The organism is Paenibacillus sp. FSL R5-0519 (assembly GCF_037974275.1).
Taxonomy (GTDB): Bacteria; Bacillota; Bacilli; order Paenibacillales; family Paenibacillaceae; genus Paenibacillus.
Genome location: NZ_CP150234.1, coordinates 3,154,104 through 3,179,464, shown reverse-complemented (window position 1 = coordinate 3,179,464; position 25,361 = coordinate 3,154,104). Strand labels below are relative to the sequence as shown.

The following is a 25,361-nucleotide window of genomic DNA, read 5'->3' as shown; positions in this document are numbered from 1 at the left end:
ATCTTTGTATTATACCTATAGGGGTATACGTATTAGAGTTAATCTCCTGTTTATAACTGAGTGCAGAGCCACTTCTAAAGAAAAACATATCATTCTTTGCTCTGTTCTAATGCTTGTCTTATTCATAATCATATTGGAGGAGGTTGTTACAGTGTCCGAAATTAAAGTAGATCAAACCATTGATTGCAAGGGGCTTGCGTGTCCTATGCCAATCGTAAGAACGAAAAAGGCTATCGATCAACTTGATGCTGGTCAAGTTATTGAAATACAAGCTACAGATAAGGGTTCTCTCGCGGACATCCAAGGCTGGGCCAAAAATACAGGTCATCATTATCTGGGAACACTAGAGGATAATGACGTTCTTAAACATTATGTTCGCAAAGCGAGTGCGACCGAAGCCAAAGAAGAGAAGAAACATCCATATGTCATTTCAACTGATGAATTGCAGAAAAAACTTGCAGATCATGAGAAGGTGACTGTACTGGATGTACGTGAACCTGCTGAATATGCATTTAATCGAATTGCGGGAGCCATTTCTATTCCGCTTGGTGAACTCGAGAACCGAATCCAGGAGCTTAATCAGGAAGATGATATTTATGTTGTATGCCGAACCGGCAACCGTAGTGATCTGGCTTGTCAATTTCTTACCGAAAAAGGATTCAAAAAAGTAAATAATGTAGAGCCAGGCATGACTGGCTGGACAGGGCCAACAGAAAAATAAATAACAATTAAAAATCGGAGGTAATAACAATGAGTACAAAAGTGGCTATTATTGCAAGCAATGGTGGGATGTTCGATGCATACAAAGTGTTTAATATTGCTACCGCTTCAGCAGCAACTGAAGCAGAGGTTGCCATTTTCTTCACATTTGAAGGATTAAACTTGATTCATAAGCAAGCCCATCACCAGCTGCCTCTCCCGGCAGGAGCTGAACATATTGCTGAAGGCTTTACAAATGCAAATGTTCCATCTATTCCGCAGCTCGTAGAAATGGCTCAGGAGTTGGGAGTCAAGATTATAGCTTGTCAAATGACGATGGATGTAATGAACCTGACCAAAGAAGACTTTATCGATGGGATTGAAGTCGGCGGAGCAGTCACTTTTCTAGATTTTGCGAAGGATGCCAATGTTACATTGTCGTTCTAATGAGCTTGCAGGATGAAAGGGGAAACTAGCAATGGAATTAAGAACAATGACGGCAAAGGAACTAACTACTATTGTCTTGGCTAAAGAAGAGATATTTATCCTTGATGTTCGGAATGAAACAGATTTCAACGATTGGAAGATTGAAGGATACGGTGTAGATATCGTGAACATTCCTTATTTTGATCTGTTAGACGGCGTTGATGATGCACTCGACAAGATTCCTGATGGGAAAAAATTGCTTGTTGTATGCGCAAAGGAAGGATCTTCCAAATTTGTGGCAGAACAAATTGTTGAAGCCGGCAGAAGCAACGTCTATTACCTTGAAGGCGGCATGAAATCATGGAGTGAACATCTGGAACCCGTCAAAGTTGGCGAATTGAAGGATGGAGGTGCATTGTATCAGTTCGTAAGAGTTGGGAAAGGCTGTTTGTCTTATATGGTTATTTCGGGGGGAGAAGCCGCAGTGATTGACACCCTGCGGATGACGGAAGTATTTGAACAGTTCGCAAGAGAGCAAGGAGTACAAATTAAACACACACTGGATACACACCTGCATGCCGATCACATTTCAGGCGGACGAAAATTAGCTGAGCATACGGGTGCCACTTATTGGCTGCCTCCAAAAGATGCAACGGAAGTTACTTTTAATTATGAGAGACTTGAAGAAGGGCGTGACATCACGGTCGGCAGCACAACGATCCAAATTCAGCCCATTTACTCTCCCGGACACACCATTGGAAGCACATCCTTTATTATAGATAACCAATATCTGTTGACCGGCGATATCCTGTTCATTGAATCGATTGGTCGTCCTGATCTGGCGGGTCTTGCAGAGGATTGGGTAGGTGATCTTCGTGAAACACTTTATACACGATATAAAGAACTTTCTTCAGAGCTTATCGTCCTGCCTGCACACTTTGGAAAAGTAACGGAGCTCGGGGAAGGCGGCCGGGTTATGGCGAAACTCTCTGATTTGTATCAAAAAAATCCGGGCCTTAACATTGGTGATGAGCAAGATTTCCGTCGCACGGTGACCAAGAATCTTCCACCTCAACCGAATGCGTATCAGGAGATCCGGCAGACAAACATGGGTAAAATTACACCCGATGAAGATAAACAACGTGAGATGGAAATTGGTCCCAACCGCTGTGCCGTGCATGACAATTAAAAGGAGGAACATGAGATGAAAACAGATATGACTGTGGATACGAAAGGATTGGCATGTCCTATGCCGATTGTTAAAGCAAAGAAAGCACTGGATAGTCTGGAAGCCGGACAGATCATGGAAGTCCTGTCTACGGATAAAGGTTCCCTTAATGATTTTCAGGCTTGGGTGAAGCAAACGAAACATGAATTGATTTCTCATGAGGAAAAGGATGGAGTGTATACATTTTACGTTCGAAAAATCTAAATTACTACAATAAGCGAACACGCAGTAGGAAGCAGGGCAAATGTTCACGTTGTTTAAAACTGGCTTAATTCAGATTAAGCCAGGGAAAGGAGGAGAACTATGGATTTCCTCATGTTGATCATTATGATCACTCTTGGCTTAATCGGGTCTTTTTTCTCAGGGTTGTTAGGGATCGGTGGGGCCATTATTAACTATCCGCTATTGCTGTATGTACCTCCACTATTCGGGGCAGCTCATTTCACAGCTCATGAAGTTTCTTCAATTAGCATGTTCCAGGTTTTCTTTGCTTCGCTTGCAGGCGTTCTGGCATTTCAGAAAAACAGCAAAGGAAAGCTGGAGCCACCCGTCATTCATAAGGGACTCGTTGTTTATATGGGAAGCGGGATTCTGGCAGGAAGCCTGATCGGAGGATATATATCGGGATTGCTTCAAGGAGATGTTATTAACCTGATCTACGGCATTCTTGCTTTGTTGGCAGTTATACTGATGCTGATTCCTCGCAGGGGCTCGGATAATATACAAGATCATCTTCAATTTAATAAAATCATCGCGGTTGTGTCAGCGTTTATCGTGGGTATTGTCTCGGGAATTGTCGGTGCGGGCGGGGCGTTCATTCTCATTCCCATCATGCTCACCATTCTTAAAATACCGACACGTACGACCATCGCTTCTTCACTTGCCATCGTCTTTATCTCAGCCATCGGCGGGGTAATTGGAAAGCTTACTGGCGGACATATTCCTTTATGGCCAACTTTATTTACAGTCGTAGGAAGTTTGATCGGTGCTCCTCTAGGATCCAAAATCAGTTCCAAAATCAATGTCAAGGTGCTTCAATATGGACTCGTTGTATTGATTGCGCTGACAGCCGTGAAAGTCTGGTCAACAATTCTTTAAAGGAGCGAAACATGTTCTCAAGATATTGTAATTTATGTATTCAAGAAAGCGGGGATTAAGATTAATGGCAGATAAATCAACGATCGTCTTATTCAGCGGGGAGCTGGATAAAGCAATCGCGGCGTTCATTATTGCAAATGGAGCAGCGGCATATGATCACGAAGTAACGATATTTTTCACGTTCTGGGGGCTGAATGCTCTTCGGAAAGACGAGGTTATCCAGACCAAAAAAGGTTTTCTGGAAAAGGCCTTTGGATGGATGATGCCACGAGGAGCCAACAAACTTGGTCTTTCCAAAATGAATTTTGGCGGTTTGGGTCCGCAAATGATTAAACATGTTATGAAAAAACACAACGCCTTATCCCTGCCTCAATTGATGGAATTGGCACAAGAACAAGGAGTGAAGCTGGTTGCTTGTACCATGACCATGGATCTTCTAGGTTTAAAACAGGAAGAGTTACTGGATGGTTTGCAATATGCAGGTGTTGCTGCTTATCTAGGTGATGCATCGAACGGAAAGGTGAACTTATTTATTTAAAGGTGTAAGCTAACCTTTTTTGCTCTATAATATACCTATACTGGTATGCTATAAAGGAGAGTAGATTGGATATGGAATATCATTATTCAGATAGCTTAAAAACACGTTTGCGCAAAATTGAAGGACAGGTCCGTGGTGTGCTTCGTCTAATGGAAGAAGATAAACCTTGTAAAGAGGTTGTTGCTCAGTTGTCTGCTGTCCGTAATGCTTCTGACCGGGCTCTAGCACAAATTGTGGCAGATAATCTCCAACAATGTATTAAGGCTGAACAAGAAGCTGGCAATAATGATACGAGTAAGTTAGTGAAGGAAGCGGTGGAGCTTCTTGTGAAAAGCCGATAGGCAAGGTACAAGAATCAGAATTAAAATGGAGAGTCTGGCTAGACTTGAGAAAGTTCTAGTCTGTTGTCATAATACCTATAGGGGTATATGTTTAAAATGATAATAGACGGCACATGGATACATTCAGTATATGTTCGGTTTGAAGATAAATAAAAGCATCGTGAAAATCATATTTTTTTTATTAAAGGAGCGGATGTAGATGGCATTTCAAATTCCAAAAGTAATCACCCCTCAAGAGGTATCATCGCAGTTGAAACAAGGGGAGCAGCTATACCTGCTGGATGTTCGGGAGGATGCTGAGTGGGAAGAAGGACATGTCCAGGGGGCAAAACATATTCCGCTAGGCCAGTTGATGGAACGAGTTGAGGAGCTGCCAGTCTCACAAGAGATCATTGTGATCTGCCGAAGCGGGAACCGCAGCGGCTTGGCCTGTGAACTTTTACATGAGAAAGGGCTCCAGATTGTGAATATGACAGGTGGTCTTAGCAACTGGACAGATTACGATCAATTGGTTAGATAAGACCTGTTCACTGCAGGAATGAAAGCACGTGGAAGAAAGGATGTCATGAATGACACTGGTGTATATTGCAGCTACAGTTGGTATCCTATGGCTAATCATTCAGCTGTGGCCGGTCTCCTCCCTAACCTATGTGAACAGCAAGGAATGGGACCCGTCACAGAAACGGTGGTCTAACGTCAGAATGCTGGATATCAGAGACTCAAGCGAGTACTGGCAAGATCATATCCCGGGTTCAATTAATATATCCATTGGCCGATTGTCTGCAGTCTGGATGAAGGAGCTGTCACCCGATCAGGAGGTCATGATCTTTTCACGGAATTGGCTATCCCGCCAAAAAGCAGCCCGCATACTGGCACGCCGTGGATTCAGACAGTTGTATGCAGTGAAGGGTTGTTATTTTGCCATGAATAGAAAGGGAGAGTCCAGTGAACACAAACACTGTTATTAATATCGCCATTTTGCTTCTGATTGTATGGTTCCTCTATACTCGACTGAAGCCGGTCACCGGCCTGACCAACCTAAAACCGGATGAATTCCGGCAGGCCATCAAAACAAACCCTCCAGGCATGGTGGTGGATGTGCGCGAGCCTGCTGAATATAAAAGAGGGTATATCCCGGGAGCAATCAACATCCCCTTGTCGCAACTGCAGCAGCGACTAAGCGAGATTCCACAGGACAAGCGTGTTTTTCTATACTGCCAGAGTGGCATGCGCAGCAAGAGTGCAGCCAAAATATTAAGCAAGCAAGGCTACGCTCAGATCTCTAATCTTCAAGGCGGCGTAAGTGCATGGAGAGAAAAATTGATTTCCAAAAAATAAATTCCACACCTATATGCTGTATAACAGCAGTCCATCCATCGGGCTGCTGTTTTTTGACGTTTTTCAAAACAAATAATTAAACCCGGGTAATATTGACTTTATATTTTTACCCGGGTAATATAAAAGAGTCAAGGTAAGATCAGAGAAGGAGGAGTCATATGCAAGCTTCATCACACCCAATTAGCTACACCGCTTTTGTGGATCGAGCCTGCTTCGCGAAGGGCTCATTACAACATGTTGTTGGCATTGCCAAAGATAATCTGGAGGACAGTCAACTTGCACAAATCCTTATTTTCCATGATGGGACAGGTAAACCGGTTGACGTTGATTTTCGCGGGAGCACAGTTGAAGTGCTTGACCGATTACACGGCGAGGGTATGGAAGGGCCTACTTCGGATACAACAGAAAAAGAAAATGAACAGCCTGCTCGCAAGGTTGGTCGTCCCAAGCTGGGCGTAGTATCTGGGGAAGTTACGCTGCTTCCCAGGCAATGGGAATGGTTGAAAGCTCAACCCGGAGGCGCTTCTGTCACATTGAGGAAACTGATTGATGAAGCCCGCCGTGTGGGTGAGAGTGAAAGTAAAGTTCGTGCCGCTCAAGAAGCGACGTATCATTTCATGACTGCAATGGCAGGCGACTTTGACCAGTATGAAGAGGCTCTGAGAGCACTGTATGCCGGCAATGAAGCTCTTTTTTACGAATGGATTGATGACTGGACGCCAGATATCAGAGACTATGTTAAGGATTTGGCCAAAGGTGCGTTCATGCAACAAATATAAATTTGAAGGAGAATATTTTAATGAATAGATTAAACGTTAATGGTATTGATCTGGCTTATGACAGTTATGGCGATGAAAAGCATGAAACCATTCTCTTGATCGCCGGGCTGGGAACACAAATGATCCGATGGACGGCCCCCTTTTGTGAAATGCTGGCAGCCAGAGGATACAGGGTAATTCGTTTTGACAATAGAGACACCGGGTTATCTACTCATTTTAGTCAGCACGATCCTCTGGATTTTGAAACACTCGCCAGAACGCTTATGTCAGGACAACGCCCCCATATACCTTACACGCTTGAGGATATGTCTGATGATACGATTGGATTGTTAGATGCACTGGACATCGCGAAAGCACATATTGTTGGACGTTCCATGGGTGGTATGATAGCCCAACTCACTGCCAGCCGTTATCCCGAGAGAGTGATCTCGCTGACTTCAATCATGTCCACTACAGGCAATCCAGAACTTCCGCAGACTTCACCAGAGGTCATGGCGTTAATGACTCGCCCAGCTCCGAACCCGAGAGAGGATGAGGCAGGATATCTGGCTCAAAGTACGGCTTTTGCCAGACAGATTGCAGGTACGGGTTATGCGTTTAACGAGGAAGAGTATCATTCCATTATTCGTGAAGAACTGCGGCGAGCGTATGATCCGGGCAGTATCGGAAGACAAATTGCAGCTATTGCCGTATCCGGAGACCGGCGTCCGCAACTTGCAAAAATAGATGTGCCCACGTTAGTCATCCATGGAGCGGAAGACTCCATGTTTGTGCCAGCATGCGGAGAAGACACGGCGAAAGCCATCCCGGACTCCGAATATATGGTACTTGAAGGCATGGGACATGATTTGCCGGAACAGCTGTTTGGATCGGTCATTGACGGAATTGTTCGAACAACTCAGCGTAACAAACCGAATTGAAATGATGAATCATAGACATCCAAAGTGGCCTTAGAAAACAATTTCTAAGGCCTTTGTGTTTATCTTTAGATAATAGATAATCTGACGATTTTATCGTCAACAAGTACAAAATGATAATTCAATAATAGTGGATCGGGCAGACCAGTCTTGTCGTAGGTACCATCGAGCTTGCATGTTAGCACAATTTCATCACCTATTTTTTTTGCTTTTGTTGGCTTTAAGGTTACATTCGCCGCGAAATGGTTTTGATCACTCCATTCCCGAATCGCCTGTTTACCATCTCGCTTTTTTCCTTCATCTAATACAACGGCATTTTCTGAAAAACAATCTACAAATACTGCTGGGTCTGGTTTATTAGATGCATGAATGTATTTGCTAATTACAAACGGTAAATGATTGAGATCCATATTGTTCCTCCTCTTATTAAATCGCTTTAGACGGTAGGGATAGTTCCCCCATCAATGACATATTCACTACCTGTAATAGATGCTGCTCGGTCTGATACCAGAAATGCGGCCAGCTCAGCGACTTCTTCAGGAAACCCTGGCCGTCCAATGGGAATACCTCCGAGTGAAGTCATGAGTTGTTCGAGAGCACTTTCTCGACTTCCAGTTTCCGCTGCGATTCGATCAATTAATGCGTCAGCCGCTTCTGTCTGGATAAACCCTGGAGACAATGTATTTATGCGAATTCCTTGAGGGGAAAATTCATTTGATAGTCCCTTGCTATAATTAGCCAGCGCGGCTTTTGCAGATGCATAAGCCAGTGTAGTTTCATATAAAGGCAAACGTCTTTGGATAGAAGTGAAATGAAGAATAACACCTGAATTATTTTCTAACATAAGTGGAATTAAGCCACGATCAAGTCGAACTGCTGCGAGTAAATTCCAATTTAATGCATGAAGCCAATCTTCATCATTCAATACAAGTGCGCCTCCAGGTGGTGTGGTTGATCCACCTACGCAATGGACAATAATATCGATGCCTCCAAGTTGTTCTTTTACTGCTGTAATTATTTGATCTGTACCTTCAGGTGTGGCGACATCTGCTTGAACAAATTTCACTGAATTGGGCAAGTCAGTGGATACTGAACGGGCAGTAGTAAGGACTGTGGCTCCGGCGTTTGCAAGTCTTTTTACAACAGCTTGTCCCATTCCCTTTGTTCCTCCAGTTACCAACACCTTTTTGCCTTTAAATTCAGATAGAGAGTACTCAAATTCTTTATGCATAATTATTCCTCCTAGTAATGATATTCAATGATTAAAAATTGCTTTGTCTCTTAACATTGTGTTATGAGAGAGGAGCTAGAACTAATACTACACTTGCCACTTTCATAACGTCCAATTTATTATAATAATGAAAATGATGAATAATATTAATATAGGAGGTTGTCCTAATGGAACTTACACAATTAGAATACTTTATGACCGTTGCACGGCTTGAACATATGACATTAGCCTCCAAAAAACTCGGTATTACTCAGCCAGCGTTAAGTCATGCAATTGCCAAGCTTGAAAATGAAATAGGAGCTCCATTATTTGAGCGTAATGGACGCAATATAAAGCTGAACCGAAACGGTACCATGTTCTCTAAATGGATTGGTAGAGCCCTACAAAATATTGATAATGGGCTCAGGGAAATCGAAGAGTGGTCCAATCCTGATACGGGTGTAATTACGTTGTCTTATCTAAACATTCTCGGTGTTGAATTGATTCCTAACCTAATCCGGAGTTATCAATTGAAGTACCCTAAAGTTCGGTTCGAATTGACACAAGGAAACTTAGGGGATATCGATGAACATCTAGAACAAGGATTTTCGGATGTTATGATTACATCGAGGGAATCTACTTTGGACAATCATCACTGGAAAACGGTTCAAAATGTTCCTTTATATATCGTTGTTCCCTCCCAACACCGTTATGCAAATTGTAATGCTCTTAGTTTGGCAGAGCTATCTGGCGAGCCGTTTATTGGATTGAAAAACAACTGCGGATTAAAAGAAACGATTATGTCCCGTTTCCAACATACCGGTTTTGTTCTTGCTTCGGCTTATGAAGCGGAGGACCTGATCACTGTAGCCGGTTTTATCAAATCAGGTCTGGGTGTATCAGTATTGCCAAAGACATTGGGGTTAATGTTAGATGAATTGGTCTGGATCCCTATCCTTGATGAAGGATGGTACTGGGAAATCGGGTTGAAGTGGAGAGAAGATCATCATATTTCTCCAGCAGCCAATAGGTTTATTGCATTTGTTGAAACTTTACATCCAAAAGAATGACCGCCAAAATTTACGATTGAAGAAGTCATGGCAATATGCAAGAACATCTATCGATTAAAGTCGCTTTTTAAGCAACTTTTTTATATTATGGGTACAAGATCATGGTCAATTAACTAGAAGTTATCCAAACGGGTCCGCAAGGGATTTTTTTTCTAGCACGGAAGATTATTTCAAAGAAATGATAGGGTGATAGGGATGATGCGAATTTTCCTCCTGCGATCTGAGAGGCATGACATTGGAGAATGCAACGTTTATCGACTGTACTTTTTTTAAATGCCGATTTAATGACCGGATTCTACAAGCGGCGAATATCGTCAATTGTTCCTTTACCGGCAAGCTGGTGGATATTACGTTTGAAGGGGATGGCACACAAAAGTTAATCGCCAATTTTGAAAACTGCATCCTTGACGGAGTTCGTTTTGTAGGCTGTGACCTAACCCAATGTATTCCGCCAAAATCAAAAAACCATGTGTATGTTGAACAGGTATCCTCACGTGTGAAAAAGGCTATGAAGAAGATAGACGATGACCCCAACCTATCTGACGATGATCGGAAAGTACTCGTCCGCAATCTGCGCAAGCTTGAGCATATGGAACAATATATTTTTAACACGGCGCATATGAAGAAAATATATGGTGATGTATTTGTTGGACGTTTTTTCAGCAGTCTGGAATAATGCGTAAACAACTCGGCCGCGGAAAAATGTCAAAGGACACGAACATATTTTCATTAAATCGCTATTTCAACGGCTTATTTTTTTGTACAAGTTTATGTTGTATCTCCAACTAAATCTTTTACAATCATTGTCAGTAAGCTATAATAAAATAATCGATGGGAATACCCAATATAAAAGTGAAATAATGTAATTGGTTGAGACCATGTATAAGTAGAAATTGATTACGGGATCGGCACGGCACATTGTGTTGAGTGACGTGAATCCATATAAAAAAATCGGAGGTATTGTTATGATCAAGAAGAAACTTTGCACAGCCGTTAGCGCAGCTTTAATCGTTTCTATGCTGGCTACTGGCGGAATCGTCGTTTTCCAAGGTAAAACAACATTAGAGGTAGCGAAGTCAGCAGGAGATAAAAAGGTTGAAGTGATTAAAGCTATCCAAAGCACCTGATGCGAAAGTCAACAGGAATCAAAAAACTTCAAATGTTACATAAAAAAACCAAAGTTCCGATCGGAACTTTGGTTTTTTTATGTACTTGCGTGTAATAGAAGGAGACGCTTGTACTACATTCTTGAGGAACAAAAGACAGGGACACTTTCTAACGAGATCAACAAGATACATTACGTGCCCGGAACTTCAGGCTGCAAGTTTTCTTGTTCCTCCAGCAGTCGTTTCAGCTTCTGGCGCTGCCGTTTTTCCTTCTGACGTCGCTCTTTGTCCTCAGCCTGCAGTGCCTTGAGCAGGGAGAAACACATCCCGATAAGGACTACAGCGAACGGCAGTGCAGACACGATGGAGGCCGTCTGGAGGCCGTTCAATCCCCCACTAATCAGCAACACTACCGCAATAGCGGACTGCATGATTCCCCAAGTTAATTTCACTCTTGTACTTGGGTTTAACTTGCCATCTGAAGACAGCATGCCTAACACAAAGGTAGCCGAATCAGCCGACGTAATAAAGAAGGTCATGATGAGGAGTGTAGCGATGAATGCTACGATCGAGCCCAAAGGCAACTGCTCCAACATAAGGAACAGGGCGGTTGTCGCATCTTCCTTGACGGCTTCCGCCAGATGAGCGGCATTGAACAATTCCATGTGAAGTCCGGTTCCGCCGAAGACTGAGAACCATATAAATCCGAAAAGGCTTGGAATAACCATGACGTAAATTACAAATTCCTTTATGGTTCTGCCTCTGGATACTCTTGCGATAAAAGTGCCGACAAAAGGAGCCCATGCGATCCACCAAGCCCAGTAAAATAACGTCCATGCTCCAATCCAGGTTTCTCTTGAGAACGGCGTCAATCTCAAACTCATGTTAATAATATTCTGCATATAACTGCCCAAGGTTGTCGTGAATGTGTCAAATATGAAAGAGGTCGGTCCAGTTGCTAATACAAACACCATCAATAGCACAGCTATAACGAGGTTGGTGTTGCTTAGAATCTTAATCCCTTTATCCAGACCGGAGGTTGCCGAGATTAGAAACAGTACGGTTACAATTGAGATAATGACAATCTGGGACAACGTCGAGTTAGGAATACCGAATAAGTAATTCAGTCCCCCACCAATCTGAAGTGCACCCAATCCAAGAGAGGTTGCAACACCAAAGATGGTGGCAATAACAGCCAGAATATCAATGATCTTGCCAAGCCAGCCAGCCGCAAGACGCTCACCGATCAGAGGAATAAAGGTAGAACTGATCAACCCTTTATAACCTTTCCGGAACTGGAAGTAAGCGAGCGCCAAACCGATAACGGTATAAATCGCCCAAGGATGAAGCCCCCAGTGAAAGAAGGAATAACGCATGGAAAGTCTTGCTGCCTGCGCAGTTCCGGCTTCTGCTCCTTCCGGTGCAGATAAATAGTGGGACAGGGGCTCGGCAACTCCCCAGAAAACCAGTCCGATTCCCATACCAGCGCTAAACAGCATGGACAGCCAGGATATCGTAGAATATTCCGGTTCATCATCGTCATCCCCCAGCCTGATCCCGCCAAATCGGCTGAATGCCAGATAAAAAGCAAAGATCAGGAAGAACAGTGTCGCTAACAAATAAAACCAGCCAAAATTCTGAATAGAGAAGTTGTAGGCAACGTTTGCTGCATCCGCCAGCTGATCAGGAGCGACGCCCCCCCATATTGCAAACAGTGCAACGATGATAATTGTGATGGTAAATACCATGATGAGACCTCCATTATGTAATCTTCATCCAAATTTTCCTTAGTATGTGCTAGTCTGGCTAGTTATCATTCTAAAAGCCAGATGTTGATAACATAAAACAATTCGACGTGTATTGAAACAGGTGAGGAAATGTTGAATAAAAAATGATAAGAAGGGGGAGAGTAGGGAGAAAAAAGGGGGGGAATCCATGTACCGTTTAACCGTTCTAGCCATTAGTCTGTTTCTGTTCTTTGGAGCATATCATACTGCCGAAGCATCAGAAATATCCACATCTTCTCTCATTAGTGATCTACAAAAAGGGGGTTACATCCTTTATGTCCGACATGGAGATGCAACAGTTGGAGTAGATCAACCAGATTTTAGTCTGACAGATTGCTCCACACAGAGGAATTTAAGTGCGCTTGGAAAGGAACAGGCAGAAAAGTATGGTCATGCTATTCGGAAACTAAATATCCCCGTCCATTTCCCCGTGGAAGCAAGTCCCCTTTGTCGAACTCTCCAAACTGCTCAGATTGCTTTTGGTGCACAAAATGTAAAAGAAAATACATTTTGGTTAAACATATATAAACTCAGTCAAAATCTGGACACAGAAAATATAAACAGTACAATTCAAGCATTTACAAATGAAGTGGAGCAAACCTCTCCAACGAATTCGAACAGGCTTATTGTAGCTCACTCTTTTCCTAGCGGTCTGGGATTAGGAGAACTCTCGAGTATGGAGACAGTCATTATTAAACCACTGGGAGACCATAAAGGGTATCAAGTTGTTGGAAAATTGAAATTAGAAGATGTTTTACAGCAAGCTGGAATGTCTTAGATGTCCAGGGACAAGAAGAACATATGCTCATTCAAGTCGCTATTTTGGCGGCTTTTTTATCGTCTCCTGACGGAAAAATAAGAATCTAGAAATTAATAAAATCATATACTTTATATAAAGTGGTTCAAAGAGAGGGATTCTACGTTCAAAATAGAATACATTTATGAGGGATTGTCTATTTTACCAATATTGGCTATATCGATCAAGAAAGACGATTCTCAAAATAATGAGAGGACTGATTATATGAAAACGACACAACTTTTAAATATGTTTGCAAACGAGAACAGTAACTTTGTTGTATCTATGAATGAAGATTCAGGTAAACGACTAACTAATTATGGTGAATGTGAGGAGAAAATAAATGAAATTGGTACTTCAGAATGTAAGGAAGAGTTTTGGTGATCAACACGTATTAAACGATCTCAGTTTTCAATTTGAAAAAGGAAAGATATATGGCCTTTTGGGACGAAATGGTGCTGGAAAAACAACATTATTTAATTGTTTAGGTGGCGAGATACAGGCAGATGGTGGCACTATAAAAGTCGTAGACGAATCCACATCACGTAACATCGAGATAGATGATGTTGGATATGTATATTCCATGCCATTGTTACCGGAATTTCTAACGGGATATGAGTTTGTACGTTTTTTCATTGATGTTAATTTTGAAGTGATTGAAGGTCGAGGAGACGATATTGACACTCTCTTTGATATGATGCATATGACACAGGAAGACCGGCATAAACTCATTAAGCACTACTCACATGGAATGAAAAACAAAGTGCAAATGATGTTATTTTTACTCACTAAACCAACAGTAATCTTGCTGGACGAACCTCTCACTTCCTTTGATGTCATCGTTGCGAGCGAGATGAAACAATTGCTGCATAATATGAAAAAGGATCATGTACTCATTTTCTCAACTCATATATTACAATTGGCAACCGATCTATGTGATGAATTAATTATTCTAAATGATGGCAGTTTGACGCAGATTTCGCCCGATATCCTCACCCAGCCCGATTTTGAAGAGAAGGTCATTACATTATTGCGAAATGAAAGCGAGATTGCTCCTACAGAAAAAGAACGGAAACAGATGGAAAATAGAGTTGAGAAGGAGAATGCCGATGCAGGAAATGTTTAGTACGATTTCTCGCATGCGGCAGCTGCAGATTATTACTCTCGTAAACCGCCTCATATATTTCATGCAGAGGATACCCGTTGTAGGCCGTCTAATTAGTGAACAAACCTATGCTGCTTTTCGGACGAAACGTATCATTGGCGCGATCGCAGTGATTTTGATGTTTGTCGCTGGTCTGTTAGAAAGTTTATTCTATATCGGGGGCATGCTTGCATTGCCCATATTCTTATGGACAGAGGGATATAACACGACAGAGCGGTTTGCACTTCTTCTTCACATGTATTTTTGCATTAGTGGAGTCATGGCCGGGATGACGAGTGCAAAAGTTTTGGAATCAAACAAGATGAAGTATACTGCTGTTCGACTTATGCGAATTGTGCCTACCAAATTTATGCGAGCTGGGCTGTTTTACCGATATACTACATTCTTTCTGTATCAAGGGATTGCCTTTTCTTTGGTTACATGGTTCTTTGATTTTTCAATATCTCATGCACTTCTGATCGTTGGAGTTATGACGATTTGGCGCGTAATGAGCGAAGTTATACATTTGGCCGTTTTTCGATGGAAAGGGACTATTCTTATACAGAAAACATGGATTATGGGCGTGGTCATGATACTCACACTAACTGCTGCGTACCTTCCATTGACGTCACTGAGCATTCCTCTTGGGGGAGCGGTGATATTGAATCAACGGTGGCTTGTGACACTCATATTGTTATCGGGGACTGTGGCTGGTTATGTCTTACTCAAACATACCGATTACACAGCAGCATTACGCGCAGTTACGAACCAAGCTGATCCTTTGTTAAATACGGAAATCATGATGGCTAATCTTCAACAGAAAATGGTTCAGTCAAAAGATCATGAGCATAGCAGCGATTCCTCGGCTAACCTGCATGATCGCGTGCAAACTTCATTGGATAAAAGGGGATACGAGCAAATTCACAACCTCCTGGTTACTCGGCATGATCATCTCGTCCAATTGCCTTTTCGAAGACGTTTAACAGCTATTATGATCATCGGATTATTACTATCTTTCTTGGCACTCATTTTCAGAGATCATGTCTCTCTAAACGCGGTGGAACGATTTACGCCTATACTCATTATGGCTATGCTAAGCCTGACAATAGGTCGAGAGGTTTGTAAGGGGCTATTTTACCATTGTGATATGCAGCTTATGCGCTACTCCTTTTATCGCAAGCATGCGAAGCAACATTTTCGTCTAAGATTTAGAAGTTTATTATTCTTAAATCTAAAATTAGGTGCGTGTCTAGCAGCCGTACTAAGTGTCTCTATACTTGTTTTGTCTGAAGGAAAGGATATAAGTACATTGCTTGCCATCTGGCTTATGACGATGACACTGTCCATATTTTTCTCAGTACATCATCTATTGGTATATTATGTATTCCAACCCTATACAACGGAGTTGGACACCAATAGTCCTCTTTTTACATTAGTGAACAGTCTTATTTCATTAGGCTTTGTTATAACGATGTTTTTAGGTCCAACTCTGTGGGTGCTCACTGTTGTCTTAATTGTATTGACTGTAGGCTATCTGTTCAGTGCGGTACCTGTCGTATCCAAATATGCTCAAAATAACTTTAGAGTGAAGTGAAAGAAAGCCCCAATCATTTTAAAACGCTACTGACATAACGTTGTCAGTAGCGTTTTTTTATCATTGGATATGTAAAAGTAAAAGATATGGATAAGTAACATGTCTGTTTTACAAAAAAATAGGACACAGTTAGATTTAGAAAGGATGATATATTGTGAATTTTTCTTCTGTACGCATCATTACTGACGATGTGGATCGTCTCGTTGAGTTCTACGAAAAAGTCTTGGAGGTTACGGCAGAACGACCTGCACCGGTATTTGCCGAACTCGTTGTGCCATCATGTACCCTTGCAATAGGACATACCCAGACGGCACAGTTATTCGGTACGGATGCTGTACTGAGCGCTCATAACCGTACTGTCATTATTGAGTTTCGAGTCGATGATGTGGAAGCCGAATATGAGCGCTTAAAGTCATTTGTCGATCATTGGGTAAAAGAACCGACCATGATGCCGTGGGGAAACCGTTCCATGCTGTTCCGCGATCCCGATGGTAACCTACTTAACCTTTTTGAGCCCGTGACCGAGGATGCGATTAAACGGTTTAAAGATAGACATTAACGTACGGTTTCAATGAAATTTGTTCATCTACGACGAATTGGAGTATGATTGGGGAAGACATTACTTCTTTGGAGGGGGACATCTGTTTTGGATGAGCAGTTTCTAGATTTATTGGCCGAAAAATATGATACGGAAGAAAAGATCGTAACCGAGATCATCAACCTTGAAGCGATCTCCAATCTCCCGAAGGGAACCGAGCATTTTGTCAGTGATTTGCATGGGGAGTTCCAGGCATTTCAACATGTACTAAGAAACGGTTCGGGTACCGTCAGAGAGAAAATCAAAGAATTATTCCGGGAATCTTGGACAGATCAAGAAATCAATGATTTTGCCGCTTTGGTTTATTATCCTGAAGAAAAAATACAGCTGGTCATAGGTGAACTGAGCAATAAACAGGCTCTGAACCAGTGGTACAGACGAACGATTGAACACATGCTTAAGCTTATCTCTTATGCCTCTTCCAAGTATACGCGCTCGAAATTGCGTAAAGCTCTGCCGGAGCAGTATGTATATATTGTAGAAGAGCTTCTATATAAGACGGACTCGACCAACAATAAGGACCCTTATTACGAGGAAATATATCGACAAATTATATCCTTGGGACAGGCGGACAAGCTCATCATCGGCCTTGCTTATACGACCCAACGCCTGGTAGTTGACCATCTTCATGTGGTAGGAGATATCTACGACCGGGGACCGGACCCTGATAAAATTATGGACACGCTAATCAACTACCATTCTGTAGACATTCAGTGGGGGAACCATGATGTCCTCTGGATCGGTGCTTATGCGGGTTCTCTGGTCTGCCTTGCGAATATTATCCGGATCTGTGCCAGGTACGATAATCTGGACATCATTGAAGATGTGTACGGAATTAATCTACGCCCACTGCTAAATCTGGCGGAGAAATATTACGAAGACAATCTGCCCTTTAGACCTAAACTTCAAGCTGGTCATAACGTATCGGAGCAGGAAATTCTGCAGATCACCAAAATTCACCAGGCCATTGCCATGATCCAGTTTAAACTCGAAATCCCGATTATTAAGAGACGCCCCTACTTCAATATGTCTGAAAGACTTTTGCTGGAGAAGATTGATTACGACAACAATGAAATTAATATCTGCGGAAAAACGTACACATTGGAAAACACCTGTTTTAGCACCGTAAATCCGCAGCAGCCTGAGCAATTGTTGGAAGAAGAACGTCAGGTAATGGAAAAGCTCCTGTTCTCCGTTCAACATTCCGAAAAGCTGGCCAGACATATGAACTTTCTGATGAAGAAGGGTAGTCTTTATTTAAAATACAACGGGAATTTGTTAATCCACGGCTGTATTCCTTTGGATGAAGAAGGAAATATGGAAGAAATGCAGATTGAAGACAAGACATATGCGGGTCGTCAATTGCTTGATGTTTTTGAAGATTATCTACGCTACGCCTTCGCGCATCCGGAGGAGACAGAAGATCTGGCGACGGATATGGTATGGTACATCTGGACAGGGGAGTGTTCCTCGCTCTTTGGAAAGAGAGAAATGACTACGTTTGAACGGTATTTTATCCAGGATAAAGAAGCACATAAGGAGAACAAGAATCCCTACTACCATTTACGTGAGAATGAAGAGGTGTGCCGGAAAATCCTGCAGGAGTTTGATTTGAATCCGGATCATGGACATGTCATTAACGGCCACACGCCAGTCAAAGAAATTCGTGGAGAGAGCCCTGTTAAAGCAAACGGTAAAATGATCGTGATTGACGGCGGTTTTTCCAAAGCCTATCAATCCACAACGGGCATTGCCGGATATACGTTGCTGTTTAATTCCTTTGGCATGCAGCTCGTCGCCCATCAGAAATTTAATTCAAAAGAAGATGTGTTATGCAACGGAACGGACGTATTGTCTGTAAAAAGACTGGTGGATAAGGAACTGGAACGAAAACTGGTGAAGGAAACCAATGTTGGAGAGAAGCTACTGCAGAAAATCTCAAATTTGAAGGACCTTCTGGAATATCACTATATGAATTAAAACGTTTGCTAAAAACATCCGGATTAAATGTTGAAGTGTAATTAAACACAGACGCTCGTACAGGCAGGGAAGTATATACCCGGCCTGTACGAGTTTTTCTTTTTTTAAAGGGAGCGATGTGACAGAAGGCAGGAGCCTATGAGATGCCACCGCCACAGGAATCAATTATCCCTTATTATTGATCAAGATGGGTTATTCCTCTTGAGTATAGGTTCTGCACTAAATTGAGAAATTCTTCTGATGATAAATCCTTTTCACGCTGGAGCCAAAGACGAAATAAAGCAAGGGAAGTTGTCAGGTAAAACTCAATTAAGTATGGCGTTAAAGCATGTTTTGCGGAATGTTTGATACGAATTGATCCATAGCGACTTCATTTTTTAAGCGCTTTAAAAAGTGAAAACTCCCGTAATCACCCAAAAGAGCATTCAGAACCAGGAGATGTTCTCTTTTGTCCATACAATGGAGCGATTCTTGGACCGTATGCATTGATAGCTCTTTATTTGCCAATTCTTTTTTTATGTCATTCAACAGATCATTTTCAACAGCGTCTAACAATGCGTAAATGTCCGTAAAGTATTGATAAAAGGTGCTGCGGTTATATCCTGAGTTATTTGCAATTTCCTGAACCGAAATTTTTTCGATCGGCTTTTGACTATATAGCCCACAGAAAACTTCTATAAACTTTTGTCTTGTTTTCTCCGTTATTTGAGGTTGCTTTTTCATGTTTTCCTCCTGTTATGGAATACGAGTATTATCCGACAAATATTAAAAAACTGCTGGTTGATCAAGGCATAATGAAGATTTATAATCGCATCATACAACATGCTGTCTGATAATCAAAAGGAAATATTATTACCTAGGGGGTGGATCATGTCAACCACACAAGAAAGAATTTTAATTTTTGGTGCAGGTGTTATCGGGAGCATGTACGCAATTAAGTTTATTGAAGCAGGATTTGATGTCACCGTGTTTGCACATTCGAATAGATATAAATCATTGAGAAAAAATGGCCTGCAATATGTAGAAAAAGGGGCCGTTAGATCGATTGAAGTGAATGTCATTGATACACTCGAACATGACGATGTATATGATTTTATTTTCGTTACCGTTCGTTATGATCGATCCGAATCAGCGTTGTTCGCGCTAAAAGATAATCAAAGCAAAAATATAATTACGATGACTAGTAACTCCATTGGATTTTCCTCGTGGCTGGATATCGTAGGAGATAGACTTTTACCAGCTTTTCCAGGCTTCGGAGGACAGATTAAAGATGAAGTATTACATGCTCGATTTTTACCAAGGTTTATAGCTGCAACTGTATTTGGAGAAATTAATGGTGTGGTGACAGAGCGTATAGAGAACCTTGCAAAATTATTTAAGACAGCCAAGCTTCCCTACGTTATTAAAAAGGATATGCAATCGTATCTCATCACACATTCCGTATCAGACATTGCCATGTTGAGCTTTTTGCATTCTGAACATAAGATCATTGATCTCAAAACAGCCAGCACCAGAACGACGGCACACCGAATAACAGTCACTTTGAAAACGTATCTAAGGGCAATACAACAAGCTGGCGTTTCACTCGATCCGCCCATTTTTAAAATGGTGCTTAAATTTCCGAACTTATTGTTGGATCTATTTTTTATGACATGGCTGCGAACTAAAATGGTTAGGGATATGATGTTGCCGGATTATGCAAATAATGCGAACAATGAGATTTTACAATTGAACAATGATTTGAGGAGATTTTTAAGTCAAAATGATATTACATCGAGAACGAACTAGATGGATAACCCAAAAAATGTGAAATGAAGCGATCATTTGTATCTCTCAGTTACCCTCGGTCCGTCATATTTCTTGAGCCGCTACATCATGTTGAAAACGTTTAACAGCATTTTTTGATCGGAATATGTTCTTGTCCCAAAGAGAAGACAAGACCCATATTCCGATTGTGAAAATCAGTTTGCGCGATAGATGGAATCCAAGTAATTCGAAATCACTGTGGGTTCATCCATGGATGTACGCAATGCGATGTAACCGTCGGGACGAATCAATATGAGTTCTTCACTTGCTACATCGTAAATTCGATAGGCATTGCCTGCTGTGTCTGTTATGCCTTCCGCTCCCAAGACGTTGGATGGCAAGATATAATGCACATGCAGTTCGTCGTTAGTGAAGATATTCAGTGAAGGATGGATGCCATTTGCAAAAACCAAGAGCGTCCAGTGTGGGCCACGCAACAGGTCGAAGATGCTTCCTGTAAACCCGGTGCCTTGCAGGCCAGTAGCATTAGGAGCACGATCGCCAGGATATAAACAGGTAGCATGTGTAAGAGCAGACGGTCGGCTTAGAGAACTTGACCGATAGGATATGAGAAGCCCGGTCGTCAGATCGTCGGATATATTGCTCAAAGTTTGGGACAATCCACCGCCTTCAGTCGCCGTTCCTATGACCACGCCCATCTTCTTCGTGCTGTCTTCCAGCACCGCTTGAGCTACAGGGCGACGTTCCTCATCGTACGTGTCGAGTAAAGCGGTGTCCGCTCCACGTAGCACAGCAGCCAACTTCCAGCCGAGGTTGTACGCATCCTGCATTCCCGTATTCATGCCTTGACCGCCGGCAGGCGAATGAACATGAGCAGCATCGCCGGCAAGGAATATCCGGTCATTGCGGTAACGTTCAACCATCCGAATGTTGACCCGGTAGATGGAGAGCCAGGAAGCATCCGTGAACTGAACATGTTCTGCCCCGGCCCTGCGGTCAAACATGGCTTGATATGATTCCAGCGACGGCTGCTCTGGCTCTTCAATGTCTTCCGGAATTGTAGCCTGCAGCTGCCAAATATCGGATTTTGGTAGAGGTGTCACTCCGACCATGCCCTCTGGAGATGTCCAGATATGGATATGGTCACGATCCAACCCTTCCAAGCGTACATCGCCTAGATACCAGCGCTCATGATCATGTGTTTTCCCAACCAGCGGCAAATGAATAAACTTGCGGATATTGCTTTTTCCCCCGTCAGCGCCGACGACATAACGAGCGCGAATGTGTTCTTCTCCCTGTGGTGAATTCACGGTTACCGTTACACCATCCACATCCTGAACCAGACCCACAGCTTCCATGCCTAATTCAACTTGACCGCCAAGCTCTGCATACCGATCACGCAGTGCTTTTTCCACATCAAATTGAGCAATCCAGACCGGATCACGATAGGGCGTTTCCAGTTCGGCGCTGGCTGCCACAGTAATTGTCGGCTTTTCCACACTTCGGCCATCTGCGGTATAATAACGAACAGGCAAATCTGCAACACCAGTGTCAGTGATGTAGTGAACCGCGTCCAAATCATCGACGACTTCAAGAGAACGAGGCTGGATTGCTTTCGCGCGAGAAGCAACGTTATATACGGAGCTTCGTTCAATAATCCGATGGGCAACGTTTCGACGGGCTAGATCGCAGGCAAGTGTAAGTCCAGTAGGACCAGCCCCGACAATGAGAACATCAACAACAGACCGCTTGATATTCATGGTTGAAACCTCCTTGTTCATTGATTTAATGTGTTACATTTGCTATACTACACCGTGCAGTGTAGTTTGTAAACAAAGCTTTAACTCTAATTCATTTCAGACGTAAACCTGTGGGAGGCAAAATAAAAATGGACATGACGGAAAATAAGAAAATCCGCAAAGGCTCTGCTGACAAACGAGCCAAAATTATAGTGGCAGCACGAGACCTGTTTCTTTCAGATGGATTTGATCGGTCCAGCGTCGATGCGGTCGCAGCCAAAGCTGGGGTCTCCAAACGGACAGTGTATGATTATTATGGCGACAAGCAGAACCTGCTGCTTGCTGTTGTGGATGAATCCAGTTTGGCCGTTCTGGAGATGATTGAGCAAGGGATTGCAGACCATCTCTTGGAATTCGAGGATCTGCAGCAGGCACTCATCTTATTCTGCGAACAGATTGTAGCTTCCGCGAACGGTTCGGCCGACTACAAGGCATTGATCCGGTTGGTCATGGTGGAAGAAGCCAACCTGCCGGACTCGTTTCTTGAAAAGCTGGACAAGGCAACAGAAGAGGGCATTATGAGGAAATTTACAGAGTTTGCTCAAAAGGGATTAATTGATGTGCCAGATCCTAAAATGGCTACCAAACACTTCGCTGCATTAACAATTCTATTGGTATTCAATCAACCTAGAAGAACAGGGAGTATGGATGCGGAACAAACCAGACGTATCATTGCAGAGGGCGTGCGTGTTTTTCTTAGCGCTTATGCACCACGTACCACTCAAATCGATAATCACAATCTTATCGAGAAAAAATTATAAAGTCGATATTATCCCTTTAGATAGATACGGTAAAAAAATGGACAAAAAAGAAACGTTTAGGAAGCCGTGCTTCATTCAGATTAGGGCTTCCAGTATACGTCTCAGGCGAACAATTCTTGATTAGAAACATTCGGCGTGAACCCATGATAATTTGAAAGAAACGCGGGTTACTGATGTCTAGTAGCCCGCGTTTCTTTCAATTCCCGTTCATCTTCTATCTCGATCGGACGATAGAATATCGAATTATACGACCGTAATTGTTCCGTAATACATATACATGCCGCAATTAAAATGATATGTTCCCGGTTTCAGATCTTTAAGCGTAACTACGTTATCGCCCTTTTCAAGGTAGATATCAAACCTGTCCTCTGCAGATTGCACACTTCGTATGCAAGTATAGCCCGTATGTTTGACAAAATTCAGTTGAGTAGGGACGCCAGCTTTGACTACAATATTAGGTTGACTGAATCCGTCTGAAGCAACATCCACTGAAATCATGTGAACATCGCCTTTTTTCTGTACAGTATGTTGTTCAATATGTTCTGAGGAAGCGGCAGAAACTCGATGATCTTGAAACTGATCAAACAACAATAGCCCGACAGAAACGGTTCCTAAAGCAACTGTCACAATACCTGCAATAAAGACAGCACTGATACCACTACTACCGGATGAGGCTGGTTGATCGTTTTTGATCTGATTTGCTTTGAATAACTGGACAACAACACAGAAAACGAAAATAAATAAAACATCCACAAACAAGGTCATCAGATAAGAAAAACCAACCATAGACCCTAGCATGGCACCCATCATTCCACCCATAATGCCAGCCAGCATGCCTTCCAGCGAAGCAAGGACACTGATTGGTTTTCCGGTGAAATAACCGGCTCCCAGGCCAAACAATATCGCGATGATCGAGGAGACCTGCAAATCCCGGTTAAACACGATCCCCAGTTGAAACCCCAGTGCAAGACTGGACATCATGCCTGTACTCATAGCAATCATCATGCCTGACATACCTGCAAGGCTCTCTTTCTTTTGATGTGTTTTCAATAGAAGGTAACCGGATAAGAGAACAGTCATGATGATACTGATAATGGAAAGCCACATGAGGAAACCTCCGATATATAAAATTTTATATAAATGACACTACACATTGTAGTGTAAAAAGCATTTTGTTGATAGTCTGATTCCAAAATATTCAGTAATTATTCATAATTATAGCGTTAAAAGAACATGTTCTGAGGTAGATAGAATCTGGATTACTTTTGATCCAAAAAAACATACATATTGCTCATGAAAATCTGCATTTATCAAAGTTTAACCCAATGCTATATTTAATTTGCTTACGGAGGAACGCAAAAATAGAGAAAGAGAACTCGATAGGAGGTTGTCATCAATGAAAAGTCACGTTGCTCTTCGAACCAGTAAGTTCGAACGAGAAAAAAAGACAGGTTTTCTGGCTGAGATGAAAAAAAACTACTTGTTGTACTTGCTGGCTTTGCCCGGAATGGCTGTCATTTTTATTTTTTCCTATCTGCCGATGGGCGGAATCGTTATTGCCTTCCAGGATTTTAATCCGATTAAAGGGATCACCGGAAGTGAATTTGTAGGTTTGAAAAATTTCAGTTTTTTCCTTGAATCCACAGATACATTAAAGGTGATTGCCAACACACTGTTTTTGAATACGTTGTTTATTCTCTGTGGAACATTGGGATCAGTCGCAATTGCCATTATGTTTTCTGAACTAACGGGAAAGGTGTTCAAACGAGTTACACAGACGTTGGTTACACTGCCGAATTTCTTATCATGGACAGTCATTGCCATGTTCTCGGTTTCGATGCTCTCTACGGACACAGGCATGATTAACCAGATGCTTGGTTTATTCGGGGCAGAGCCCATTTCTTTCTATAATGAACCGGGGCACTGGCCTTGGATCCTGGTCATTATGAAAATCTGGCAGGGAGCCGGTTTCGGTTCCATTGTATATTTGGCTACCATTACGGGAATTAATCCGGATGTATATGAATCCGCTTCCATAGATGGAGCAAGCCGCTGGCACAAAATTCGATTTATCACATTACCTTTGCTGAAACCAACGATCATCTTAATGTTGCTATTAGCGATGGGGGGCATATTTTATGGTGATTTCGGAATGATCTATGCACTGGTCGGTCGAAACGTAGCTTTATACCCGACGACAGACGTCATAGATACCTATGTATACCGTGCTCTGATGGACTTGGGTGATATGAGTATGGCTGCTGCTGTTGGTTTTTTCCAATCATTGATTGGCTTCATACTCGTTGTTATCGTAAATAGCTTGGCTAAGAAGTTCAGTCCAGAGTCCGCACTTTTCTAATCTAACCGAAGTAAAAGGCAGGTGAA

At 42.4% G+C, this 25,361-nt stretch carries 29 protein-coding genes and 1 pseudogene; 24 read left to right on the top strand and 6 right to left on the bottom strand.

What is annotated here, in order from left to right; all coding sequences use genetic code 11:
• Nucleotides 1-109: 109 nt before the first annotated feature.
• The 12 genes from MKY73_RS14470 to MKY73_RS14415 all read left to right on the top strand — a co-directional run bounded on the left by MKY73_RS14470 (nt 110) and on the right by MKY73_RS14415 (nt 7,367).
• Nucleotides 110-721, top strand: coding sequence for a sulfurtransferase TusA family protein (locus MKY73_RS14470; protein WP_339308325.1), 612 nt, complete (start codon nt 110-112; stop codon nt 719-721).
• A 29-nt stretch (nt 722-750) separates the two neighbouring features.
• Complete coding sequence (locus MKY73_RS14465; protein ID WP_339233646.1) at nt 751-1,146, top strand: DsrE/DsrF/DrsH-like family protein; 396 nt, start codon at nt 751-753, stop codon at nt 1,144-1,146.
• Nucleotides 1,147-1,177: 31 nt separating this feature from the next.
• On the top strand, nt 1,178-2,314 hold the full coding sequence (locus tag MKY73_RS14460) for an MBL fold metallo-hydrolase (RefSeq protein ID WP_339308323.1): 1,137 nt from the start codon (nt 1,178-1,180) through the stop codon (nt 2,312-2,314).
• A gap of 15 nt (nt 2,315-2,329) precedes the next feature.
• Nucleotides 2,330-2,557 (top strand): sulfurtransferase TusA family protein, encoded by a 228-nt coding sequence (locus MKY73_RS14455; RefSeq protein WP_339233650.1) that lies wholly within the window; start codon nt 2,330-2,332, stop codon nt 2,555-2,557.
• A gap of 99 nt (nt 2,558-2,656) precedes the next feature.
• Nucleotides 2,657-3,451, top strand: coding sequence for a sulfite exporter TauE/SafE family protein (locus MKY73_RS14450; protein ID WP_339308321.1), 795 nt, complete (start codon nt 2,657-2,659; stop codon nt 3,449-3,451).
• A gap of 64 nt (nt 3,452-3,515) precedes the next feature.
• Complete coding sequence (locus MKY73_RS14445; RefSeq protein ID WP_339233654.1) at nt 3,516-3,989, top strand: DsrE/DsrF/DrsH-like family protein; 474 nt, start codon at nt 3,516-3,518, stop codon at nt 3,987-3,989.
• A gap of 71 nt (nt 3,990-4,060) precedes the next feature.
• Complete coding sequence (locus MKY73_RS14440) at nt 4,061-4,330, top strand: metal-sensitive transcriptional regulator (RefSeq protein WP_339233656.1); 270 nt, start codon at nt 4,061-4,063, stop codon at nt 4,328-4,330.
• A gap of 199 nt (nt 4,331-4,529) precedes the next feature.
• On the top strand, nt 4,530-4,850 hold the full coding sequence (locus tag MKY73_RS14435) for a rhodanese-like domain-containing protein (RefSeq protein ID WP_339308320.1): 321 nt from the start codon (nt 4,530-4,532) through the stop codon (nt 4,848-4,850).
• 49 nt (nt 4,851-4,899) lie between these two features.
• Complete coding sequence (locus tag MKY73_RS14430) at nt 4,900-5,298, top strand: rhodanese-like domain-containing protein (RefSeq protein ID WP_339308319.1); 399 nt, start codon at nt 4,900-4,902, stop codon at nt 5,296-5,298.
• A complete protein-coding gene (locus tag MKY73_RS14425) occupies nt 5,276-5,668 on the top strand; it encodes a rhodanese-like domain-containing protein (protein ID WP_339308317.1) in 393 nt (130 codons plus the stop codon). Before MKY73_RS14430 ends, MKY73_RS14425 begins: the two co-directional genes overlap by 23 nt.
• 158 nt (nt 5,669-5,826) lie before the next feature.
• Nucleotides 5,827-6,447, top strand: coding sequence for a DUF2239 family protein (locus MKY73_RS14420; RefSeq protein WP_339233664.1), 621 nt, complete (start codon nt 5,827-5,829; stop codon nt 6,445-6,447).
• Between the two features lie 20 nt (nt 6,448-6,467).
• Nucleotides 6,468-7,367, top strand: coding sequence for an alpha/beta hydrolase (locus MKY73_RS14415; protein ID WP_339308316.1), 900 nt, complete (start codon nt 6,468-6,470; stop codon nt 7,365-7,367).
• A gap of 65 nt (nt 7,368-7,432) precedes the next feature.
• On the opposite strand, the gene MKY73_RS14410 is transcribed toward MKY73_RS14415, so the two are convergent.
• Nucleotides 7,433-7,774, bottom strand: a complete 342-nt coding sequence (locus tag MKY73_RS14410) for a nuclear transport factor 2 family protein (protein WP_339308314.1) — start codon at nt 7,772-7,774, stop codon at nt 7,433-7,435.
• A gap of 26 nt (nt 7,775-7,800) precedes the next feature.
• Complete coding sequence (locus tag MKY73_RS14405) at nt 7,801-8,595, bottom strand: SDR family oxidoreductase (protein WP_339308312.1); 795 nt, start codon at nt 8,593-8,595, stop codon at nt 7,801-7,803.
• A 167-nt stretch (nt 8,596-8,762) separates the two neighbouring features.
• On the opposite strand from MKY73_RS14405, the gene MKY73_RS14400 reads away from it, so the two are divergent.
• From MKY73_RS14400 to MKY73_RS14390, 3 genes and pseudogenes are all read left to right on the top strand, one after another.
• Nucleotides 8,763-9,644: a LysR family transcriptional regulator gene (locus MKY73_RS14400; RefSeq protein ID WP_339308310.1), complete on the top strand. Its 882-nt coding sequence runs from the start codon at nt 8,763-8,765 to the stop codon at nt 9,642-9,644.
• A gap of 211 nt (nt 9,645-9,855) precedes the next feature.
• A pseudogene (locus MKY73_RS14395) lies at nt 9,856-10,320 on the top strand (pentapeptide repeat-containing protein); the annotation flags it as partial.
• A 289-nt stretch (nt 10,321-10,609) separates the two neighbouring features.
• The gene (locus tag MKY73_RS14390) at nt 10,610-10,771 is read left to right on the top strand and encodes a hypothetical protein (protein ID WP_339233675.1); all 162 of its coding nucleotides are present in this window, start codon (nt 10,610-10,612) and stop codon (nt 10,769-10,771) included.
• Between the two features lie 170 nt (nt 10,772-10,941).
• Here MKY73_RS14390 and MKY73_RS14385 read toward each other — a convergent pair whose 3' ends face one another.
• Nucleotides 10,942-12,498: a BCCT family transporter gene (locus MKY73_RS14385; RefSeq protein WP_339233677.1), complete on the bottom strand. Its 1,557-nt coding sequence runs from the start codon at nt 12,496-12,498 to the stop codon at nt 10,942-10,944.
• Nucleotides 12,499-12,685: 187 nt separating this feature from the next.
• Between MKY73_RS14385 and MKY73_RS14380 the strand changes: the two genes are divergently transcribed.
• From MKY73_RS14380 to MKY73_RS14355, 6 genes are all read left to right on the top strand, one after another.
• Nucleotides 12,686-13,315 carry a histidine phosphatase family protein gene (locus MKY73_RS14380; RefSeq protein WP_339308308.1) on the top strand — a complete coding sequence of 210 codons (630 nt, stop codon included), beginning with the start codon at nt 12,686-12,688 and terminating at the stop codon, nt 13,313-13,315.
• A gap of 243 nt (nt 13,316-13,558) precedes the next feature.
• Nucleotides 13,559-13,717 (top strand): hypothetical protein, encoded by a 159-nt coding sequence (locus MKY73_RS14375; RefSeq protein WP_339255343.1) that lies wholly within the window; start codon nt 13,559-13,561, stop codon nt 13,715-13,717.
• A complete protein-coding gene (locus MKY73_RS14370) occupies nt 13,677-14,459 on the top strand; it encodes an ABC transporter ATP-binding protein (RefSeq protein ID WP_339308306.1) in 783 nt (260 codons plus the stop codon). Before MKY73_RS14375 ends, MKY73_RS14370 begins: the two co-directional genes overlap by 41 nt.
• Nucleotides 14,443-16,071, top strand: a complete 1,629-nt coding sequence (locus tag MKY73_RS14365; protein WP_339308304.1) for a hypothetical protein — start codon at nt 14,443-14,445, stop codon at nt 16,069-16,071. Before MKY73_RS14370 ends, MKY73_RS14365 begins: the two co-directional genes overlap by 17 nt.
• 154 nt (nt 16,072-16,225) lie before the next feature.
• Nucleotides 16,226-16,630, top strand: coding sequence for a VOC family protein (locus MKY73_RS14360; protein ID WP_339233681.1), 405 nt, complete (start codon nt 16,226-16,228; stop codon nt 16,628-16,630).
• Between the two features lie 87 nt (nt 16,631-16,717).
• A complete protein-coding gene (locus MKY73_RS14355; RefSeq protein ID WP_339255349.1) occupies nt 16,718-18,649 on the top strand; it encodes a fructose-1,6-bisphosphatase in 1,932 nt (643 codons plus the stop codon).
• A 321-nt stretch (nt 18,650-18,970) separates the two neighbouring features.
• Here MKY73_RS14355 and MKY73_RS14350 read toward each other — a convergent pair whose 3' ends face one another.
• A complete protein-coding gene (locus MKY73_RS14350; protein ID WP_339308302.1) occupies nt 18,971-19,372 on the bottom strand; it encodes a TetR/AcrR family transcriptional regulator in 402 nt (133 codons plus the stop codon).
• Nucleotides 19,373-19,519: 147 nt separating this feature from the next.
• Here MKY73_RS14350 and MKY73_RS14345 point away from each other — a divergent pair, with 147 nt between their 5' ends.
• Nucleotides 19,520-20,437 (top strand): 2-dehydropantoate 2-reductase N-terminal domain-containing protein, encoded by a 918-nt coding sequence (locus tag MKY73_RS14345; protein ID WP_339308300.1) that lies wholly within the window; start codon nt 19,520-19,522, stop codon nt 20,435-20,437.
• A gap of 173 nt (nt 20,438-20,610) precedes the next feature.
• Here the strand turns inward: MKY73_RS14345 and MKY73_RS14340 are convergent, their stop codons facing one another.
• Entirely contained in the window at nt 20,611-22,176 is a 1,566-nt protein-coding gene (locus MKY73_RS14340; protein ID WP_339308298.1) for an FAD-dependent monooxygenase, read from the bottom strand.
• Nucleotides 22,177-22,304: 128 nt separating this feature from the next.
• On the opposite strand from MKY73_RS14340, the gene MKY73_RS14335 reads away from it, so the two are divergent.
• Entirely contained in the window at nt 22,305-22,976 is a 672-nt protein-coding gene (locus tag MKY73_RS14335) for a TetR/AcrR family transcriptional regulator (protein WP_339308296.1), read from the top strand.
• Between the two features lie 243 nt (nt 22,977-23,219).
• Here MKY73_RS14335 and MKY73_RS14330 read toward each other — a convergent pair whose 3' ends face one another.
• Nucleotides 23,220-24,083 (bottom strand): cupredoxin domain-containing protein, encoded by an 864-nt coding sequence (locus MKY73_RS14330; protein ID WP_339308294.1) that lies wholly within the window; start codon nt 24,081-24,083, stop codon nt 23,220-23,222.
• A 289-nt stretch (nt 24,084-24,372) separates the two neighbouring features.
• Here MKY73_RS14330 and MKY73_RS14325 point away from each other — a divergent pair, with 289 nt between their 5' ends.
• Nucleotides 24,373-25,335 (top strand): ABC transporter permease subunit, encoded by a 963-nt coding sequence (locus MKY73_RS14325; protein ID WP_339308292.1) that lies wholly within the window; start codon nt 24,373-24,375, stop codon nt 25,333-25,335.
• Nucleotides 25,336-25,361 lie beyond the last annotated feature (26 nt).